Source organism: Roseateles asaccharophilus (assembly GCF_004362405.1).
Lineage (GTDB): Bacteria > Pseudomonadota > Gammaproteobacteria > Burkholderiales > Burkholderiaceae_C > Kinneretia > Kinneretia asaccharophila.
Map to the genome: position 1 here is coordinate 490,083 of NZ_SNXE01000001.1, position 14,457 is coordinate 504,539.

The window sequence follows — 14,457 nt, forward strand, 5'->3', positions numbered from 1 at the left end:
TTGATTCAGAATGAAAGTTCTAGACAAAAAGTTCTAGAACGATTATTCTGAATCCATGGTGAACAAGACCTCTCCCGCGCCCAAGCCCACGGCGGCCGAGCTGGACCTGCTGCGCGTGCTCTGGCGCCTGGATGCGCCGGCCGATGCCAAGCAGGTGCATGAGGCCCTGCTGGCCGAGCGTCCCGAGGCCAGCTATGCCACGGTGCTGCGCCAGCTCCAGGTTATGCATGGCAAGGGCCTGCTGCTGCGCGACGAAAGCCAGCGCCCGCAGCGCTACATCCCCGCCCAGGCCCAGGACAAGCTGCAGACCCGCCTGCTCAAGGACCTGATCGCCAAGGCCTTTGCCGGCTCGGGCAAGGCCCTGGTGATGGCGGCGCTCAAGGGTCATGTGAGCGCGAAGGAGCGCGAGGAAATCCAGAAGCTGCTCCAACAGCAGCAGACGCCCGGCGCGCGCGACGGGCAGGCCTGATGAGCGAGCTCGATCTCCTGGTGCCCGCCCTGGGCTGGGCCCTGCTGCACTTTATCTGGCAGGGCCTGCTGATCGGAGCGCTGGCCGCCGTGGCCCTGGCCGCCCTGCGCGGGGCGGATGCGCGCCTGCGCTACGCTGTCTGCGCTCTGGCCCTGCTGGCCTGCCTGCTGCTCCCCAGCGGCCATCTGCTCTGGCTGCTGAGCGAGCGTCAGAGCGCCAGCGCGCCCCCGGCCTTACCCGGCTGGCTGGCCGGCCTGGTGGCTCAGCTGCCGGCTCTGGTGAGCGCCTGGAGCCTGGGTGTGGGCCTGATGGGGCTGCGTCTGGGTCTGGGCCTGGCCTGGGTGGCACGCCTGCGCCGCCGGGCCCTGCCGGCCCCGGCCGAATGGCAGGCGCGGCAGGACGCCCTGGCCCGCCGCCTGGGCCTGCGCCGCGCCGTGCCCCTGCGTCTGTCGCCGGCCGGCAGCCTGGACGCGCCGGTGGCCATCGGCTGCCTCAAGCCCCTGGTGCTGCTCCCGGCCGCCCTGCTCAGCGGCCTGCCTGTGCCCCTGCTGGAAGCCCTGTTGGCCCATGAGTTGGCCCATGTGCGACGCCAGGACTATCTGGCCCATCTGCTACAGAGCCTGGTGGAGGCCCTGCTCTTCTTCCATCCGGTGGTGTGGTGGCTGTCCTCGCGCCTGAGCCAGGAGCGGGAGCTGGTGGCCGATGCCCTGGCCGCCCGCGCCCTGGACGACCCGCGCCGTCTGGCCCAGGCCCTGCATGCCTTGGCCGAGCTGGATGTCCGGGCCGGACCGGCCGCCCAAGACATCCGACCCCTTCCCCCGATGGCAATGAGTGCCCGCGGTGGTCGCCTGCTGCCCCGTATCGAACAACTGATGACCATGGTGATGATGAGCTCCTCCGATTCCCGCGTTGCCGGCTGGAAGCTGGCCCTGCCCGCCCTGCTGCTGGCCGGCAGCAGCCTGCTGGTGCAGGCCGCCCGCGGCCCTGCCGAAAACGCTGCCAGCCCCGTTCCTCCGCCCGACGCCGCCGTGGCACCCCAGCACCAGCATGCTGGCAAGGTGGTGGAATTGCCGGCCGAGCCCGGCAGCATGGCCGCTCTGCTCAAGCTGCCTGTGAATGCCCGCCATATGCTGGTGCTGGACGAGGACGGCCGCGTGCTGGCCAGCAAGGCCCCCGATGTCGTGGTGCCCATCGCTTCCCTGACCAAGCTGCTCACGGCCATGGTGGTGCTGGATGCGCGCCAGGACATGGACGAGACCTTGCAGGTCACGGCCGAGGATGTGGACCGCCTCAAGCACAGCGCCTCGCGCCTGCCCGTGGGCGCCCGCATGAGCCGGCGCGATGCCCTGGCCCTGGCCCTGATCAGCTCCGAGAACCGGGCGGCCTCGGCCCTGGCGCGCAGCTACCCCGGCGGGCCGGAAGGTTTTGCCCGCGCCGCCCAGGCCAAGCTTGCGGCCCTGGGCCTGAACCAGAGCCGGGTGGTGGAGCCCACGGGCCTCTCGCCGGCCAATGTGTCCACCGCCAAGGAATTGGCCCGCCTCGCGGCCGCCGCCGCCCGCTATCCGCAGATTGCCGAGATCAGCAGCCGGGCCAAGACCAAGGTCAGCGTCAACGGCCGCCCGCGCGAGCTGCGCAACACCAACCATCTGGTGGGGGGCAAGGGCTGGGACATCCGCCTGTCCAAGACCGGCTATACCGAGGAAGCCGGCCGCTGCCTGACCATGCGCCTGCTGGCCGAGGGCAAACAGGGCGTGCGCCACTTCGTGACCGTGGTTCTGCTGGATGCCGATGGCTCGGCCCAGCGTCTGGCCGATGCCAGGCGCATCCGGCAATCACTGGGCAAGCTGGGCGGCTAGGCGCCAGGGCTTAGCGCGCCATGAGCGCCAGACCGGCGCTGATGAGCAAGGCACCGCCCAGCCTCACAGGCCAGCGAAAGCGCTCGCCAAAGACCAGCATGCCCACCAGGGTGGCGATCACGATGCCGGCATTGGTGTATCCCACCACCTCGGCCGCCGGCATCTGGCGCATGGCGTGCACGACCAGCACATAGGCCCAGCCGATGCACAGCGCGCCCAGCCCGCACAGACGCCAGGGCAGTCGCCGCGGTGGGCGCCAGGCACCGGTGCGCCGCTTCAGACGCAGGCTCAGGGCCGCAAAGGCGCAGAGATAGCTCAGCGAGACATAGCCCAGCAGCGCCCCCGTGCTGGGCAGGTAAGCGGTGGCGGCCTTGTCGCTGAGCGAATAGACGCTGGTGCTGAGCATGGCCAGCAAGGCCCAGGGCAGCGCCTTGCGAACCGCGGCCTGATCCAGGGCACTCGCGCCTGCCCCGGCCGAGCCCAAGGTGCTCAAGGCCATCACCACCAGGCCCAGACCGCTGACGCCCAGACCCAGCCAGGTGCCCGCGCCCAAGGTCTGTCCCAGAAACAGCTGCCCCCACAGTGCGATCAGCAGGGGTGAGCTGCGCACCATGGGATAGACCAGGGAGATGGGCGCCCGCTCATAGGCCTGGGCCAGGGCGATGAAGTAGATCGCATTGGCGAGCGCCGACATGGCGGCCAGAGCGCAGAGCAGTGGGCTGGCCTGGGCCTCCTGCCACAGACTCCACCAGCCCCAGGGTGCAAACAGCAGCAGATGGCCCAGCAGGGCCCACCACAGCGGCCAGCTGTCCTGAGGGGCACGGCGCGCGATCAGGTTCCAGCCCACATGCATGCTCACCGAGGCGCCCAGGGCCAGCACGGCGTGGTTCATGCGGAGGCGGCAGTCTCGGCGGCTTCGATGACGCGCAGGAGCTGGGCCGCACCCTCGCTCAGCGTGCCCTCGTTGCGGATCAGCAGCACCTCGGGAGGCAGTCTCAGGCTCAGTGTGCGTGCCAGGCGGGCCTCGATGGCCGCTGCACTTTCGCGCGCGCGCGCCTGCAGACGCTGGCGCTGTGTCTGCATGTCCACGCTGATGGCCACCGCCGTGAGCAGACTGAAGCGCTGCTGCGCCGCCGGCAGATGCTCCCGCGATCCGTTCATCACCACGGTCAAGCCCCGCGCCAGCCATTGCTCCACTTCCAGCCCGATGCCGTAGTCCAGGCCATGGCTGTGCCAGTGCAGGGCGAACAAACCGGCCCGGCGTCTTGCCAGGAACTCGGCCGGACTCAGGGCGATGTGGTTCTCCGCCCCGGCATCGGCGGGCCGGGTGATGTAGCGGTGGGCAAAGCAGATCCGATCCAGACCCTGTGGCCGGGCCTCGAGGGTTTCGCGCGCCCGGCGCAGCAGGCTGTCCTTGCCACTGCCCGAGGGGCCCATCACATAGATCAGGCGAGCACTCATGCGCAATCCGGTTCAGGCCACACGGCGGCCCAGCACGCTCAGCTCACGCACGACCGGAAAGCCGTCGACCTCGGCCACACGCAGCACATCGGCGCGCAGACCGATGGCGATCTGCCCCCGGTCGTGCAGGCCACAGGCGCGGGCCGGATTCAGGCTGACGATGGCCAGGGCCTCCGAGGGGCTGAAGCCCGCCTCGCGTTGCAGCACCCAGGCCGCCTGCAGCAGGCTGCTGGGCACATAGTCGGAGGACAGCATGTCCAGCACGCCCTCGCGCGCCAGCTCCAGGGCCGAGACATTGCCCGAGTGCGAGCCGCCGCGTATCACATTGGGCGCGCCAGCCACCGTGGCCAGACCCAGCTCGCGCGCCCGACGCGCCGCCACCAGGGTGGTGGGGAACTCGCTCATGCAGGCGCCCAGGGCCCGGGCCTCGTCCACATGCTCGGTCGTGGTGTCGTCATGCGTGGCCAGGGCCAGACCCTGCTGGCGCGCGAACTCGGAAAACCACAGCCGGTTGGGCTGGGCATGCTGGGCCTGGCGCTGCGGCGCGATGCGCACCTCCTCATCGAACTGGGCATCGCTCCAGCCCTTCTTGCCGGTGTAGTAGACGCGGGCATGGGCGATATCGTTCCACTGACGCTGACCCGGCGTGTGGTCCATCAGCGAGAGCAGCTTCAGGCGTGGATGCGAGGCAAAGGGCTCGAAGAGCTCGCGCGCATTGGGGGCCGGCAGCTCGCAGCGGATGTGCACCAGATGATCGGCGCGCAGCGCGCCCGCGGCTTCCAGCCGGTCCAATGCCTCCAGCACGGCCGCCTGGCTGCGTGCGCGAAAGCCCTCGCCATAGGGATCGCCCACGCCGATGGCGTCAAACACCGTGCTGATGCCGGCCGAGGCCAGCTCGGCATCATGGGCCTGTACCGCACCCAGCATGGGGAAGACGATCTTGGGCCGTGGCGTCACATGGCGCTCGAGATTGTCGGTATGGATTTCCACCAGGCCGGGCAGCAGCCAGTCGCCGCCCCAGTCCTCGGCCGCGGGCAGTGCGCTGCGACCGGTGTCGATGGCGGCAATGCGCCCGTCTTCAATCAAGACCTGACCCTGCACGGTCTCGTTGGCCAGCACGAGGCGGGCGTTGTGAATGATGCGGCTGTGGCTCATGCGGCCTCCTTGTGTTCATGGCTTGAGACCGCGGGGGCCGAAGCCATGGTGTGACAGCGGCTGGCCACGGCTTCCCGCACTTCCTCGTCGTGAAAGATGCCGACGATGGCGGTGCCGCGGGCCTTGGCTTCCTCGATCAGCTGCACCACGACGCGGCGGTTCAGCGCGTCCAGCGAGGCCGTGGGCTCGTCCAGCAGCAGCAGCTCGGCCGGGGCGATGAAGCCGCGCGCGATGTTCACGCGCTGCTGCTCCCCGCCCGAGAAGGTGGCCGGCGGCAGACCCCACAGACCCTGGGGCAGGTTCAGGCGGGACAGCAGCTCGGCGGCACGCGCGCGGGCGCGCTGCTCGTCCGTCTCGCCGGCCGTCATGGCGCGCTCGGCGACCACCTCCAGCGCCGACACCCGCGGCAGCACCCGCAGGAACTGGCTCACATAGGCCAGGGCCCGGCGGCGCAGCGCCAGCAGCTGCTGCGGCGTGGCGCTCACCAGGTCCAGCGTTCGTCCATCGGCGCCATGCACCAGGATCTCTCCGGCATCGGCCCCGTAGCTGCCGTACAGGCATTTCATCAGGGTGCTCTTGCCCTGGCCCGAGGGGCCCACCAGAGCCAGGCATTCGCCGCGATGCACGCTCAGTGACACGCCATGCAGCACCGGCAGCTGCAGGCCCTCGCGCAGATGCAGGGTGAAGGTTTTGCGCAGCGCGCGCACATCCAGAACGGGCAGCTTTGTCATGGCGCGACCACCGAGGAGACCAGGAGTTGGGTGTAGGGATGCTGGGGATCGTCGAGCACGCGGTCGGTCAGCCCCTGCTCCACGATGCGGCCCTGGCGCATCACCAGGGTACGCTGAGCCAGCAAGCGTGCCACGCCCAGATCATGGGTGACGATCAGGGCCGAGAGTTGCAGGCGGCTGACCAGCTGGCGTATCAGGTCCAGCAGCCGCGCCTGCACCGAGACATCCAGTCCCGAGGTGGGCTCGTCCATCAGCACCAGGCGCGGATGCGTGACCAGATTGCGCGCGATCTGCAGGCGCTGGCGCATGCCGCCGGAGAAGGCGCGCGGGCTGTCATCCAGGCGCTCGGGGTCCAGTTCCACCGCCTCCATCCAGCGCCGGCCCTGCTCGCGCAGCGTCTCGTAGCGGCGCTCGCCCGCGGCCATCAGGCGTTCGCCCACATTGGCCCCCGCGCTGACATTCATGCGCAGGCCCTCGGCCGCATGCTGTTCCACAAAGCCCCATTCGCTGCGCGCCAGCTGGCGGCGTTCGCGCTCGGGCAAGGCATGCACATCCACCCATTGCTCGTCGCTGCCGCGTCGGTAATGCACCTGACCCGGCGCGCAGGCGATGCGTCCGGCAATGCAGTTCAGCAGGCTGCTCTTGCCCGAGCCGGACTCGCCGACGATGGCCAGCACCTCGCCCGGATAAAGCTGCAGGCTGGCCTCCTGCACCGCCCAGACACCGGGGCGTGCGCCGGCAAAGCGGTGGCTCAGGTTGCGCACCTCCAGCAGCGGATGGGCGTTCTCGATGGTGGCTTGATTCATGGCTGAAGCTCTGCCTGTTCGCGGCAGTAGTCGGTGTCGGAGCAGGTCCAGAGCGTCTCGCCACCGGCCAGGGGCACCTCGTCGAGAAAGCTGCTGCTGCTGCCGCACAGGGCGCAGGCATGACCCTGCGGCTCGATGTGGAAGGGCCGGTCCGCAAAGTCCAGGCTCTTCACCTCGGTATAGGGCGGTACCGCGTAGAGCCGCTTCTCCCGCCCGGCGCCAAAAAGCTGCAGGGCCGGCATGCGGTCCATCTTGGGGTTGTCGAAAGAGGGTATGGGCGAGGGCGCCATCACATGGCGGCCATTGACCAGCACCGGATGGTCGTAGCTGCTGTCGATGCGGCCCCAGCGCGCCAGATCCTCGTAGAGCTTCACCTGGATCAGGCCGTACTCCTGGAAGGCATGCAGCTGTGCGGCCTCGCGGCGGCGCGGCTCCAGCTTGTACAGGGGCTCGGGCTGCGGCACCTGGTAGACCAGGATCTGGCCCTCGCGCAGCGCGCGCTCGGGGATGCGGTGGCGGGTCTGGATCAGGCTGGCCTCGGCGGTGCGCTCGGTGGTGGCCACGCCCGTGGTGCGGGCGAAGAAGCGGCGGATGTTCACCGCATTGGTGGTGTCGTCCGAGCCCTGGTCAATGACCTTGAGCGTGTCGGCGCGGCCGATCACGGCGGCCGTCACCTGGATGCCGCCGGTACCCCAGCCATAGGCCAGGGGCATCTCGCGCGAGCCGAAGGGCACCTGGTGGCCGGGCACGGCCACGGCCTTGAGCAGGCTGCGGCGGATCATGCGCTTGGCGCCCTCATCCAGATAGGCGAAGTTGTAGCCCTGGGCCGGGCTGCTGTGCGGGTGCTTCATGCCGGTGTTCCTTCCTGCGCTGGCGCGGCCAGATCGGCCCGGATGGCGCGCAGCATCTGCAGTTCGGACTCGAAGGTCACGTAATGCGGCAGCTTCAGATGCTGGACAAAGCCCGAGGCCTCGACGTTGTCGCTGTGCGCCAGGGCGAATTCCTGCTGCTGTGCCGGGCTGGTGATCGCCTCGCCGAACTCGTCGGCGCGCAGGGCGCGGTCCACCAGGCTCATGGCCATGGCCTTGCGCTCGGCATGACCCAGCACCAGGCCGTAGCCGCGGGTGAACTGGGGCGGCTGCTCGGCGCTACCCACGAACTGGTTGACCATCTGGCACTCGGTCAGCTCGATCTCACCGATCTCGATGGCAAAGCCCAGCTCATCGGGCACCAGCGTCACCGCCACCCGACCATGGCGGATCTCGCCCGCAAAGGGGTGGGTGTTGGCATAGCCACGCTGCGTGCTGTAGGCCAGGCCCAGCACCCAGCCCTCGTCGCCGCGCGCCAGCATCTGCAGGCGCTGCGCCCGCGAGAGCGGATACAGCGGCGGCTCGCGCGTGATGTCGCGGGGCTCGGGATCGCCCGCGGGCGGCGTTTCCTGCTCGATCAGACCGTCGGCGCTGAGTGCGGCCAGCGCATGCGGCATGGGCTCATCGGCCAGCGCATCGCTTGCAGGCTCAGACGCCACGGCGTCCTGGTCCTGCAGCAGCCCGAACTCCAGCAGACGCTGGCTGTAGTCGAAGCTCGCACCCAGCAGCTGCCCGCCGGGCAGATCCTTGAAGATGGAGCTGATGCGGCGCTCGCAGCGCATGGCGGCGGTGTCCAGCGGCTCGCCATAGCCCAGGCGCGGCAGGGTGCTGCGGTAGGCGCGCAGGAGGAACACGGCTTCCAGCGCATCACCCTGGGCCTGCTTGAGGGCCAGGGCCGCCAGCTCGGGGTCGTACAGCGAGCCCTCGCCCATCACCCGCGAGACGGCCAGGCCCAGCTGCTCGCGCAGCTGCGCCACCTGCAGCTCGCGCAGCGCGGGGTCGCCGCGGCGCTGCGCCTCCAGCAGGCGCAGCGAGGCGGCAATGGCGGCTTCACCGCCCTTGACGGCAACATACATCAGTCCACCTCCGCAATCAGGGTGCTGCGTGGCAGCCCCAGCAGCCGGTCACCGGCCGCAAACACAAAGTCCAGACCGCAGGGAAAGCTGGCCTGCTGCGCGCGCCGCCAGGCCCAGAACTCGGGCTGCGGGCCCAGTATGGTCAGCTCATGCTCCCGCTCGATGCCGGGGCCGCGCCAGCGCTGGTTGCCTTGCGCCGGCGCCATCGCGTCCACCAGCATCAGCACGGTGGCGCTGTCCTGGGGCGCCACATCGCTGCCGGCATTGAGCCTTTGCAGCAGGGCCGGCCGCGCTTCCTGGGCGCCCAGCAGGGCAAAGTCCGCCAGCTCGGGCTGTGCCACCAGGCTCGCGCCACAGTGAAAGCGGATCCAGGCGCGCAGCGCCGGGCTGTCCAGGCTCTCGCCCAGCCACAGCTTGGTGTCCGCATCCAGCAGGGTCAGCAGGGTGGCGGCCAGGGCCGGGGCCAGGTCTTGAGGTCGGCCCATGGTGGAGAGGCAGGCCGCGGGCAGGGCCTGGACCCGGCCCGGCCGGCTCATGGCCTCTAGCAGCACGCGAAACACCGCCTGCGCGTCATGCACAGGCTCGGCAAAGGCGGGTGCCAGCTCGGCCAGCGCGGCGCTTTCCAGCCGGGCGCTCATGCCGCCGCTCCTTCGGCTTGCAGGGTGAAGAAGCGCACCTGGCTGGCGGCCACGCGTGCGCGCTCGGCGGCCCGCTGCGCGTCCAGCGCGGCTTGCAGGGGCGCGATCACCTCGCTCAGCAGCAGGGCCTGCTGATCGGCCTGCTGCAGCAGCGCATCCAGGGCCGCCACCCAGCGGGCGCGCTCCTCGTCGCGCCCCAGCACATAGCCCACGCCCACGCTGGCCGCCGCCGCGGCCGGACGGTAGCGCAGCGCACAGCGCGTCACCGTGGCCTCGGCCAGGTTGAAGCGTGCGCCGCTATTGCTGGCGCGGGCCCGCAGCATCAGCAGACCGGCCTCGGGCGCGCGCAGCGCCTCGAAGCGGTAGTCCGCCAGAACACGCTGCCCATGCAGGGCCAGGGCCGCACGCGGCGCCTGGGCCAGAATGCCCAGCCAGCGCTGGCGCTGTGCCACCAGCTCGGCCGCTTCGGGGTCGGGCGACGGTGCTTCAGTTCTTGAGTTCATGGGTCTGTCATCTAGACGACTTAGGATGAGCCCAGTATCACCAGCAGCCGTGACAGTTTCTTGAATCAAAGGACATGAGCAGGCGATGAGCAGCCCCACCTCCCTGGACAGCCCTCGCGGCGGCACGCGCCGCTGGGAGCAGATTGCCGCGGCGCTGCGGGCCGATATCGCCAGCGGCCACTTTGCGCCCGGCTCGCGTCTGCCCAATGAATCCTTGCTGGCCGAACGCTTTGGCGTGAACCGCCACACCCTGCGCCAGGCGGTGCAGGCGCTCACCCGAGAGGGCTTTGTCAATGTGCGCCAGGGCAGCGGGACCTGGGTGCGCGAGCTGGTGCTGGACTACGCCCTGCAAAAGCGCACCCGGCTGAGCGAGAACCTGGCCGAGGCCGGCGAGCGCGCTGAGCGCGAGCTGCTGGCCCAGGAGTCCGGGCGACCCGCCGGCCCCTGGGCCCAGGCCCTGAAGATTTCGGCCGGCAGCCGTATCGAGCTGCTCTACACCCGCTCCTCGGTGCGCGGCCGACCCATCAGCCTGAGCACGGCGGCCTATCCGAGTGCGCGCCTGGCGGGCATGGCCGAGGCCTTTCTGCGTGAGCGCTCCATCACCGCGGCCCTGCGCAGCCTGGGCGTGGGCGACTACACGCGCCTGCGCTCCAGCATCTCCGCCCGTCTGCCCACACCCGATGAGGCCGATGCCCTGGCCCGTCCCGTGACGCAGCCGGTGCTGGTGGTCAACTACACCAATGTGGACGCCCAGGGCGTGCCGGTGGAGGCCGCCTGCACGCTGTTTGCCGCCGATGCGGTGCAACTGCAGGTGGATACCGGCGAGGCTCTGGCATGAGTGCCGGGGCGCAGACGCGCTACGCCATCTACTACGCCCCGGCGGCCGACCATGCCCTGTGGCAGGCCGGCTGCCAGTGGCTGGGCCGCGACCCGGCCCGCTCCCAGGACCGCCGGCCCGCGCCGCCCCAGCGCTACGAGCCCTGGCGCTATGGCTTTCACGCCACCCTGAAGGCGCCCATGCGCCTGGCCCCCGGCTGCAGCGAGGCCGGGCTGGACGAGGCCTTGCAGGCCCTGGCCGCGCGCACGCCGGCCTTCGAGATGCCGGCCCTGGCCGTGGACAGCCTGGCGGACTTTGTGGCCCTGCGCCCCGCCCAGCCCCTGCCGCGCGATCATGCGCTGTGGCGCCTGGCCGATGACTGTGTCTGCGGCTTCGACCGCTTCCGCGCCCCGCCCAGCTCGGCCGAGCAGGTGCGCCGCCTGGGCAAGCCCCTGGATGCCTCCGCCCTGCTGCGCCTGCGCCAATGGGGCTACCCGCATGTGCTGGAGGGCTGGCGCTTTCATATGACGCTCAGCGATCCCCTGCCCCCGGCCCAGCGCGAGGCCTTGCTGCAGCAGGCGCGCCAGCATTTCGCCACCGTGCTGGCCAGTCAGCCGCTGCGCTGCAGCGATATCGGCCTGTTCGTGCAGGCCGCGCCCGAACAGCCCTTCCTGCTCAAGCGCCGCTACCCGCTCGCGGCCTGAGCTCAGGCGCGCGCGTCCAGCGCCGCCACCTCGTCCAGCAGGGCCAGGTAGTAGTCCAGCGAGGGCGTGGGCTTGCCCACCTCCTTGCCCACATCGTCCCAGCGGCGCAGGGCCAGCGCATCCTGCGCGAACGGCAGGGCCGCAAAGGCCGCGCATTCGTCGGGGCTCATGGGGCCGCCCTGCAGCATCAGCGAGTGCAGGGAGGCCGGGGACAGGGTCTCGCGGTAGCCCGGCTCGGTGGCCACCAGATAGCGCTTGGCGGCCACATGCAGGCGTATGGGCTCCAGCACCGCGGCGCCAAAGCCCTGGCTCAGCAGCGGCAGGGCACGCAGCTCGTGCTCGTCATCCACCGTGTCGCCCAGGCTCACCACCTCGTCATCGGCAAAGTGGCCGATGTCGTGCAGCAGGGCCGCGGCCACCAGGCTGGCGGGTGCGCCGGCCCACTCGGCCAGCTGGGCGCATTGCAGGCCATGGTCCAGGGCGCTGACGGCCTCGGCGCGCTGGCCGTCGTAGCTCATATGCGCTTGGCTGCGCAACATATGCCCGATACGGGCGATGAAGTCCTGGCGTGTGGTGTCGGGGCTCATACGAGTTTCTTGCGCAGCTGGGCGGAGAGCATGTCGATCAGGCTCACGCTGACGATGAGCATCAGCAGGATGGCGGCGGTCTGGCCGTACTGGAAGCCGCGGATCACCTCCCACAGCAGCATGCCGATGCCGCCCGCGCCCACCATGCCCACCACCGAGGCCGAGCGCACATTGGCCTCGAAGCGGTAGAGCGCATAGGAGATCCACAGCGGCATCACCTGGGGCAGCACGCCGTAGGCGATCTCCTCCAGCACATTGGCGCCGGTGGCGCGTATGCCCTCCACCGGCTGCGGGTCTATGGCCTCCACCGCCTCGCTGAAGAGCTTGGCCAGGGTGCCCGTGGTGTGCACCCACAGCGCCAGCACGCCGGCAAAAGGTCCCAGGCCCACCGCCACCACGAAGAGCAGGGCGAAGACCATCTCATTGATCGAGCGGAAGGCGTCCAGCAGGCGACGCACCGGCTGGTGCACCCACCAGGGCGTGATATTGCCGGCCGCCAGCAGGGCCAGGGGCACCGAGCAGATCACGGCCAGGGCCGAGCCCCAGAGCGCGATCTGCAGGGTGACGACGAGCTCCTGAAGGTACTGGCGCCATTCGCGGAAGTCGGGCGGGAAGAAGCCGCCCGCGTATTCCGCCATATTGGCGCTGTCGCGCAGCAGGTCCAGGGGCCGCATATCGGCGCCCTGCCAGGAGGCCGCCAGCAGGGCGATGAGCAGGCCCCAACCCAGCAGGCTCCAGAGGCTGGGCTTGGGCGGTGCCGGAACGGCTGAAGAGGCCTTGTGCAGGAGGCTGCTGCTGGCGGTGGACATGGTGTGCTGCGCTTCCCGGCGGTTTACTTGGCGGCGGCCGTCTGCTGGCCCAGCTCGGCCAGGCGTTGGTCGATGGCCTGCAGGCGGCGTGCCTTGTCCTCGGCCGAGAGATTGGCATCCCCCTCGATCTTGGCGCGCTCGGCCACCAGGCCCAGCTGGCGGATGGGGTTGAGCTGGCTGTTGTCCGACTTCATGAAGCCGCCAATCGTCAGCTTGGCCAGGATCTCCTTCTCGCGCGGCTGCTTGCCGTAGGCGAGGAAGAAGTCCGCCACCTTCTTCTTGGTGCCGGCGTCTAGGTCGGCGCGCCAGACCATGGGGTCGCTGGCGATCAGGGGCGAGCGCCAGATGACCTTGAGCTCATCGTGCTTCTCGGGCTGCTTGAGCTTCATGCGCTCCATGGCGTCGCTGGCCACGGTGGCGATATCGATCTGCTTGCCATGCACGGCCAGGATATTGGTCTCGTGGTTGGCGCGCACCATGCGCTTGAAGTCCTTGGTCGGGTCCACCTTGTTCTGGCTGAAGGCGTAGTAGCCCGGCACCAGGGCGCCGCTGGTGGAGTTGGGGTCGCCAAAGCCCAGGGTCAGGTTCTGGCGCTGCTTGATCACATCGTCCAGGCTGTTCAGCGGGCTGTCCTTGCGGGCGATGATGAAGCCCCAGTAGCCGATGCCGCCGTCCGGCTGCACCATGCGGGCGAAGACCTCGCCCTGGGCGCGGTCCACCGCCTCGATGGCCGACTTGTTGCCGAACCAGCCCACCTGCACCTTGTTGAAGCGCATGCCCTCGATCACGCCGGCATAGTCGGGCGCGAAGAAGGCGTTGACCTTCAGGCCGGTGACCTTCTGCATGTCCTCCAGCAGCGGCTGCCAGGCCGACTTCAGATTGGCCGAGGACTCGGTGGAGATGATGCCGAAACTGATTTCCTTGGGCGCCTGGGCGCGCGCCTGCGGCAGGGCGGCCACGGCGGCAAGGGCCAGAACGGCCAGGGCACGACGCTGGAGCTGGAACATGGGAACGACTCCTGGTGAGGGGAAGAGAACGTGAGGGGAAAGCGTGTGGGCTCAGGCCGCCTGGGGCACGGCCGTCAGCGGCGGCAGGGGCGAGCGGGCGCCCATGGGCGCCATGGCCTCGTCGCGGCCGGTGTTCAGCAGCTCGCCGGCCTGGGTGCCGTAGAGCTGGTGCAGGCGCTCCTCGCTGAGCTCGGCGGTGGGGCCGTCATAGACCACCTCGCCCTGGCGCAGGGCCACGGTGCGCGGGCAGTAGGCAAAGGCGTAGTCGATCTGGTGCAGGGAGACCAGCACCGTGACGCCGCGCTCGCGGTTCACCTGGGCCAGCAGCTCCATCACGCGGCGGCTGGAGGCCGGGTCCAGGGAGGCAATGGGTTCGTCGGCCAGGATGATCTTGGCGCCCTGCACCAGGGCGCGCGAGATGGCGGCGCGCTGCTGCTGGCCGCCCGAGAGGGTGGACGCCCGCTGCCAGGCGCAGGCCTCGATGCCCACATGGCGCAGGGCCTCATAGGCGCGCTGCAGCTCATGCTGGGGAAAGGCGCGCAGCAGGCTGCGCCACAGGGGCAGGCGATGCAGGGCACCCACCAGCACATTGCTCATCACCGGCAGGCGCTCCACCAGATTGAACTGCTGGAAGATGGCGGCCACCTCGCGGCGCAGGGCGCGCGTCTCGGGGCTCAGGCGCCCGCCGCTTTGAAGGTTGCGGCCCAGCAGCCGGACCTCGGAGACCGAGCCGGCATCGGCCCGGTGCAGGCCGTTCAGATGCCGCAGCAGGGTGGACTTGCCCGAACCCGAGGCGCCCAGCAGGGCCACCATCTCACCGGGCTGCACGCGCAGGTTCACCTCGCGCAGGGCCTGGTGCCCATTGCCGAAGCGCTTGGACAGGTCACGGACTTCAATGGCGGCGGCAGCGGCCGTCGAGGGCGTCGTGTTCATCGGGCATCTCCAGGTGGGCGACGCCGCGAATCATCT

The 14,457-nt window shown here is 69.9% G+C and carries 17 protein-coding genes; 4 read left to right on the forward strand and 13 right to left on the reverse strand.

Annotated elements, in window-relative coordinates; genetic code table 11:
- Positions 1-55 precede the first annotated feature (55 nt).
- Both DFR39_RS02180 and DFR39_RS02185 read left to right on the forward strand, forming a co-directional pair.
- A complete protein-coding gene (locus DFR39_RS02180) occupies positions 56-469 on the forward strand; it encodes a BlaI/MecI/CopY family transcriptional regulator (RefSeq protein ID WP_133601888.1) in 414 nt (137 codons plus the stop codon).
- Positions 469-2,325, forward strand: coding sequence for a M56 family metallopeptidase (locus tag DFR39_RS02185; protein WP_133601889.1), 1,857 nt, complete (start codon positions 469-471; stop codon positions 2,323-2,325). The genes DFR39_RS02180 and DFR39_RS02185 overlap by 1 nt, the downstream gene beginning before the upstream one ends.
- A gap of 10 nt (positions 2,326-2,335) precedes the next feature.
- On the opposite strand, the gene DFR39_RS02190 is transcribed toward DFR39_RS02185, so the two are convergent.
- The 9 genes from DFR39_RS02190 to phnG are packed head-to-tail and all read right to left on the reverse strand — an operon-like array spanning position 2,336 to position 9,564.
- Positions 2,336-3,217: an EamA family transporter gene (locus tag DFR39_RS02190; protein ID WP_133601890.1), complete on the reverse strand. Its 882-nt coding sequence runs from the start codon at positions 3,215-3,217 to the stop codon at positions 2,336-2,338.
- On the reverse strand, positions 3,214-3,786 hold the full coding sequence (gene phnN, locus DFR39_RS02195) for a phosphonate metabolism protein/1,5-bisphosphokinase (PRPP-forming) PhnN (protein ID WP_133601891.1): 573 nt from the start codon (positions 3,784-3,786) through the stop codon (positions 3,214-3,216). The genes DFR39_RS02190 and phnN overlap by 4 nt, the downstream gene beginning before the upstream one ends.
- 12 nt (positions 3,787-3,798) lie before the next feature.
- Entirely contained in the window at positions 3,799-4,941 is a 1,143-nt protein-coding gene (locus DFR39_RS02200) for an alpha-D-ribose 1-methylphosphonate 5-triphosphate diphosphatase (protein WP_133601892.1), read from the reverse strand.
- Entirely contained in the window at positions 4,938-5,672 is a 735-nt protein-coding gene (gene phnL / locus DFR39_RS02205; RefSeq protein ID WP_133601893.1) for a phosphonate C-P lyase system protein PhnL, read from the reverse strand. Before phnL ends, DFR39_RS02200 begins: the two co-directional genes overlap by 4 nt.
- Complete coding sequence (gene phnK / locus DFR39_RS02210) at positions 5,669-6,478, reverse strand: phosphonate C-P lyase system protein PhnK (protein WP_133601894.1); 810 nt, start codon at positions 6,476-6,478, stop codon at positions 5,669-5,671. Before phnK ends, phnL begins: the two co-directional genes overlap by 4 nt.
- Positions 6,475-7,329 carry an alpha-D-ribose 1-methylphosphonate 5-phosphate C-P-lyase PhnJ gene (locus DFR39_RS02215; protein WP_133601895.1) on the reverse strand — a complete coding sequence of 285 codons (855 nt, stop codon included), beginning with the start codon at positions 7,327-7,329 and terminating at the stop codon, positions 6,475-6,477. Before DFR39_RS02215 ends, phnK begins: the two co-directional genes overlap by 4 nt.
- Entirely contained in the window at positions 7,326-8,423 is a 1,098-nt protein-coding gene (locus DFR39_RS02220) for a carbon-phosphorus lyase complex subunit (RefSeq protein WP_133601896.1), read from the reverse strand. Before DFR39_RS02220 ends, DFR39_RS02215 begins: the two co-directional genes overlap by 4 nt.
- A complete protein-coding gene (gene phnH / locus DFR39_RS02225) occupies positions 8,423-9,061 on the reverse strand; it encodes a phosphonate C-P lyase system protein PhnH (protein ID WP_133601897.1) in 639 nt (212 codons plus the stop codon). Before phnH ends, DFR39_RS02220 begins: the two co-directional genes overlap by 1 nt.
- Positions 9,058-9,564 carry a phosphonate C-P lyase system protein PhnG gene (phnG, locus tag DFR39_RS02230; RefSeq protein ID WP_133601898.1) on the reverse strand — a complete coding sequence of 169 codons (507 nt, stop codon included), beginning with the start codon at positions 9,562-9,564 and terminating at the stop codon, positions 9,058-9,060. The genes phnH and phnG overlap by 4 nt, the downstream gene beginning before the upstream one ends.
- Before the next feature lie 85 nt (positions 9,565-9,649).
- On the opposite strand from phnG, the gene phnF reads away from it, so the two are divergent.
- Both phnF and DFR39_RS02240 read left to right on the forward strand, forming a co-directional pair.
- The gene (phnF, locus tag DFR39_RS02235; RefSeq protein WP_133601899.1) at positions 9,650-10,402 is read left to right on the forward strand and encodes a phosphonate metabolism transcriptional regulator PhnF; all 753 of its coding nucleotides are present in this window, start codon (positions 9,650-9,652) and stop codon (positions 10,400-10,402) included.
- A complete protein-coding gene (locus DFR39_RS02240; RefSeq protein ID WP_133601900.1) occupies positions 10,399-11,085 on the forward strand; it encodes a DUF1045 domain-containing protein in 687 nt (228 codons plus the stop codon). The genes phnF and DFR39_RS02240 overlap by 4 nt, the downstream gene beginning before the upstream one ends.
- A 2-nt stretch (positions 11,086-11,087) precedes the next feature.
- On the opposite strand, the gene DFR39_RS02245 is transcribed toward DFR39_RS02240, so the two are convergent.
- From DFR39_RS02245 to phnC, 4 genes are read right to left on the reverse strand one after another with little or no spacing between them, the layout of a single operon-like run.
- Positions 11,088-11,672 carry an HD domain-containing protein gene (locus DFR39_RS02245; protein ID WP_409846872.1) on the reverse strand — a complete coding sequence of 195 codons (585 nt, stop codon included), beginning with the start codon at positions 11,670-11,672 and terminating at the stop codon, positions 11,088-11,090.
- Positions 11,669-12,481 (reverse strand): phosphonate ABC transporter, permease protein PhnE, encoded by an 813-nt coding sequence (phnE, locus tag DFR39_RS02250; protein ID WP_133601901.1) that lies wholly within the window; start codon positions 12,479-12,481, stop codon positions 11,669-11,671. Before phnE ends, DFR39_RS02245 begins: the two co-directional genes overlap by 4 nt.
- Positions 12,482-12,504: 23 nt before the next feature.
- A complete protein-coding gene (gene phnD, locus DFR39_RS02255; protein WP_133601902.1) occupies positions 12,505-13,488 on the reverse strand; it encodes a phosphonate ABC transporter substrate-binding protein in 984 nt (327 codons plus the stop codon).
- 51 nt (positions 13,489-13,539) lie between these two features.
- Positions 13,540-14,421, reverse strand: a complete 882-nt coding sequence (phnC, locus tag DFR39_RS02260; protein ID WP_133601903.1) for a phosphonate ABC transporter ATP-binding protein — start codon at positions 14,419-14,421, stop codon at positions 13,540-13,542.
- Positions 14,422-14,457 lie beyond the last annotated feature (36 nt).